4 protein-coding genes and 1 riboswitch are annotated in these 3988 nt (G+C 74.4%); all 4 genes read right to left on the bottom strand.

The window, feature by feature from the left end; genetic code table 11:
* Window positions 1–143: 143 nt before the first annotated feature.
* The gene (locus tag DI269_RS13475) at window positions 144–764 is read right to left on the bottom strand and encodes an MBL fold metallo-hydrolase (protein ID WP_112136679.1); all 621 of its coding nucleotides are present in this window, start codon (window positions 762–764) and stop codon (window positions 144–146) included.
* Window positions 765–947: 183 nt separating this feature from the next.
* Window positions 948–1739: an energy-coupling factor transporter transmembrane component T gene (locus tag DI269_RS13470; RefSeq protein WP_112136677.1), complete on the bottom strand. Its 792-nt coding sequence runs from the start codon at window positions 1737–1739 to the stop codon at window positions 948–950.
* Entirely contained in the window at window positions 1733–3166 is a 1434-nt protein-coding gene (locus DI269_RS13465; protein ID WP_112136675.1) for an ABC transporter ATP-binding protein, read from the bottom strand. Before DI269_RS13465 ends, DI269_RS13470 begins: the two co-directional genes overlap by 7 nt.
* A 4-nt stretch (window positions 3167–3170) precedes the next feature.
* The gene (locus DI269_RS13460; protein ID WP_112136673.1) at window positions 3171–3773 is read right to left on the bottom strand and encodes an ECF transporter S component; all 603 of its coding nucleotides are present in this window, start codon (window positions 3771–3773) and stop codon (window positions 3171–3173) included.
* A 36-nt stretch (window positions 3774–3809) separates the two neighbouring features.
* Window positions 3810–3912: riboswitch (TPP riboswitch) on the bottom strand.
* Window positions 3913–3988 lie beyond the last annotated feature (76 nt).

Raw genomic sequence — 3988 nt, 5'->3', positions numbered from 1 at the left:
CCGGAGCCGAAAGGCTCCGGGCGCCGCCGCATGCCCTGGGCGGGCGTGGCCGACGAAGGGGCGAGACGGGAACGGACCCGCCGCCGCGCGTCTGCGGCCGGAAATCGAATATCCTATCGGATATAGGACTCTGTGGACGGTCCTTAGACGGTGGCGGTGTCGCCGTTCTCGATGCGGCGGTAGGCGTCGCCGACCAGGAGCGGGAACAGGCGGTCGGGGAGGCCGCGGCCGATGTCGCTGAGGACGGCGTCGTGGATGGGGTGGATTGCGGGGGCGTCGATGTCGCGGGCGAAGTCGATCGCTTCGGCGAGTTTGAGCCAGGGTGCGGCGACGGGCACGAGGAGGGTCCGCACGGGCTGGTCGGGGACGGTGAGGGAGTCGCCGGGGTGGTAGACGCCGTCGACGAGGTAGGCGACGTTCTGCACGATGGGGATGTCGGGGTGGATGACGGCGTGGTGCTCGCCGAAGACCTTGACCTCGGTGCCCGCCACCGGGATCGCGTCGCCGGCGCTGACGGTGGTGAACGGCAGGTCGCCGAGGGTGGAGGCGATGGCGGCGGGCCCGTAGACGGGGACGTCGGGGCGGGCCTTGCGCAGGGCCCGGACGGCGTCGGGGTCGCAGTGGTCGAGGTGCTCGTGGGTGATGAAGATGGCGTCGGCCCCGTCGAGGGCCGCCGGGTCGGAGTAGGCGCCGGGGTCGATGACGATGAGGCCCTGGCCGGTGTCGAGGCGGACGCAGGAGTGGCCGAACTTGGTGAGTCGCATGGGACCACCGTAGAACCCGCGGCCACCGCGCAGGGCCCGGTTCCAGCAATGCTCCGTGCCGGTGGCCGGTCCCCCTTCTGACCGAGGAACTTCATCCGTGCGGTGGGTGCGGCGGCAGCCCTCGCGACGGCTCCGGCGACGTGCGCGAGGCCGACGGACAGGGTGTTGTCCGTCGGCGACGCTTCAGACCGTGAACACCCCGGCCGACGCGCTCGCGACGACGGCCGCGGCCGCCACTGCGGCGGCCAGCGAGATGAGCGTCCAGTCGGCGGGGCGCATGCGCTGCTCGCGGGCGTGGGTGCGGGGGATCTCGGTGTCGAAGCCGCGGGCGTCCATGGCGGCGGCGAGGCGGCCGGCGCGGCGGATGGCGCCGACGAGGAGCGCGAACATGGTGGAGGCGAAGAGCCTGGTGCGGCGCAGGGGGTTCCAGCCGCCTTCGAGGCCGCGGGCGCGGCGGGCGGTGGTGATCTGGCGCCATTCGGCGGCCAGGAGCGGCAGGAGCCGCAGGGCGGCGAGGGAGCCGATGGTGAAGCGGGGCGGGGCTTTGAGCTGCTGGGTCAGGGCGTCGGCGAGGTCGGTGGGGTCGGTGGTCGCGAAGACGAGGACTCCGGCGGTGGCGGCGACGCACACGCGCAGGCCGATCGCCGTGCCGCCCAACAGGGCTCCGGTGGAGACGTGGATCGGGCCGAGGTCGAGGAGGGTGCGGCCGGTCTGCTCGGCGGCGAAGACGGCGTTGACGACCACGACCGCGGCGGCGGCGAACCACAGCCAGCGCAGGCGTCTGGTGAGCGGTCCGATGCGGATGCCGGTGAAGGGCAGGACGGCCAGGAGTGCGGCGAGCAGGAGCAGCGGGGTGAGCCAGTCGGCGGCGACGAGGGCGACGGTGGTCACGAGGACGACGGCGGCGAGTTTGGCGACGGGGTTGGCGCGGGCGATGGGCGCGTCGGGGCCGCAGACGGGGACGGGGGTCAGCACGGGGCCTCCGCGCGGCCGTCCTTGAGGGCGAGTTCGGTGGCGCCCAAGGCGGTGGCGAAGTCGCGGTCGTGGGTGACGGCGAGGAGGGCGGTGCCCTCGTCTCGGATGTCGGCGGTGAGGTCGACGAGTTCGCCCCAGGTGCGGCGGTCCTGGCCGAAGGTGGGTTCGTCGAGGATGAGGACGCCGGGGGCGGCGGCGAGGGCGCCGGCGACGGAGAGGCGGCGGGCCTCGCCGCCGGAGAGGGTGTGTGGGTTGGCGGCGGCGAGGGGGGCGAGGCGCAGGCGGTCGAGGAGTTCGCCGACGCGGGCGTCGATGCGGTCTTGAGTCCATCCGGCCTGCTTGGGGCCGAAGGCGAGTTCGTCGCGGACGGTGGCGGTGACGAACTGGTGCTCGGGGTCCTGGAAGACCGAGCCGACGCGTTCGGCGAGGCGGCGGGCGGGCAGGCGGTGGAGGGGGCGGCGCTCGCCGGGGACGGTGGCGGTCCCGGCGTCGGGGGCGGCGAGGCCGCCCGCGAGGAGTGCCAATGTGGACTTGCCGGAGCCGTTGGGGCCGGTGACGGCGACCAGTTCGCCTTGGCGCAGTGCGAAGGTGACGCCGTCGAGGGCGGGCCGGGTGGCGCCGGGGTAGGCGAGCGCGAGGCCGTCGCCGCGCAAGGCCGTGGCGCCTGGGGCGGGCGGCGGGCGGTGGGGCAGGGGTGCGCCGGGGACCCAGACGCCTTGGGCGGCAAGGGTGTCGCCGTGTTCGGTGAGGACGCGTGCGGCGGGGCCGTCGGCGAGGAGGGTGCCGTCGGGCCCGAGGGCGATGACGCGGTCGACGAGGTCGAGGATGTCGGCGACGCGGTGCTCGACGACGATGAGCGTGGCGTCGGTGTCGGTGAGCGCGGTGCGGAGGGCGTCGCGGACGTCTTGGGCGCCTTGGGGGTCGAGGTTGGCGGTGGGCTCGTCGAGGAGGATGAGCTCGGGGCGGCGGGCGAGGACGCCGGCGAGGGCGAGGCGCTGCTGCTCGCCGCCGGAGAGGGCGTGGGTGTCCCGGTCGAGTCCATAAGGGAATCCGACGGCGCGCAACGACTCGTCCACGCGCGGCCAGATCTCGGCGCGGGGGACGGCCTGGTTCTCCAGTCCGAAGGCGACGTCGTCGCCGGCGCGGGCCATGACGAGCTGCGTCTCGGGGTCCTGGAAGAGGATGCCGACGCGGCTGCGCTGGTCGGCGGCGGGCTTGCCGTCGAGGAGGACCTCGCCGTCCTGGTCCCCGGCGTCCTCGGTGAGGAGCCCGGCGAGCGCGGCGAGCAGGGTGGACTTGCCCGACCCGGAGGGGCCGAGCAGGAGCACCCGCTCGCCGGGCTCGACGCGGAGGTCGACGCCCGTGACGGCCTGGGCTCTGCGTCCGGCGTGGCGCCAGGCGAAGCCGCGGAACTCGACCGGGATCATGCGGTCAGATCCGGGCCCGTTCGCGGCCGGCGGGGAACCGGTCGAGGACGCCGGTGGGGAGCATGGCGGCGACGAGGGCCTTGGAGCCGAGGCCGGCGACGAGGGCGCCGGAGAGGGCGGCGAAGGCGATGTAGGGGATCTTGAAGGCCCACAGCGCGGTGTCGGGGTACCAGACGACGACGTCGAAGAGGGTGGCGGCGATGCAGGCGAGGGCGCCGGCGGCGACGGCGGTGGGGGTGCCGAAGCGGCGGTAGCGTCCGGCGGCGAAGGCGAGCTCGCCGCCGAGGCCCTGGATGAGGCCCTGGTAGATGACCAGGACGCCCCACACGGAGCCGAGGAGGGCCGAGACGGTGGCGGCGAGGGCTTCGGTGAGGAGGCCGGCGCCGACGCGGCGGACGATGAGCGGGGCGAGGACGGCGGGGATGAGCCAGACGCCGTAGAGGACGCCCTTGAGCGGGGGCAGGAACGCGAGGACGGGGTCGAGCCCGGCCCACACGAAGTTCCAGGCCCAGAAGACGACGCCGAAGGCGACGGCGAGGACGGCGCAGGTGAGGATGTCGACGGTGCGCCAGCGGCCGGGGGCGGCGAGGGCGGTGCTGTCGGGCATGGGCGTGCCTTTCAAGAGGGCGATTACACGGCGCGACAGCGGCACACTTCGACTCCCTACGCCGGTATTACCCGGATCAGGTGTGAGGGTCTGCGGTCGGTTCCGCACTCTCAGCCGTTCGGCTCCCCTGTCTGCTTCGACGTTAACACCAAGTGCGGACCCCGTAGCGGGGCGCGGGTGCGGCGGTGGCGCGGCGCGCCCGCGCCGGGCCGCGG

It is taken from the genome of Glycomyces dulcitolivorans (genome assembly GCF_003265355.1).
In the GTDB taxonomy this organism is placed as follows: Bacteria; Actinomycetota; Actinomycetes; order Mycobacteriales; family Micromonosporaceae; genus Glycomyces; species Glycomyces dulcitolivorans.
Note: the sequence above shows the minus strand (reverse complement) of the source record. Positions and strands in the feature narration are given on the sequence as shown.

What these genes read in the sequence shown, in the direction of transcription:
- DI269_RS13475 (WP_112136679.1), bottom strand. Translation starts at nt 764, where the DNA reads ATGCGACTCACCAAGTTCGGCCACTCCTGCGTCCGCCTCGACACCGGC.
- DI269_RS13465 (WP_112136675.1), bottom strand. Translation starts at nt 3,166, where the DNA reads ATGATCCCGGTCGAGTTCCGCGGCTTCGCCTGGCGCCACGCCGGACGC.
- DI269_RS13460 (WP_112136673.1), bottom strand. Translation starts at nt 3,773, where the DNA reads ATGCCCGACAGCACCGCCCTCGCCGCCCCCGGCCGCTGGCGCACCGTC.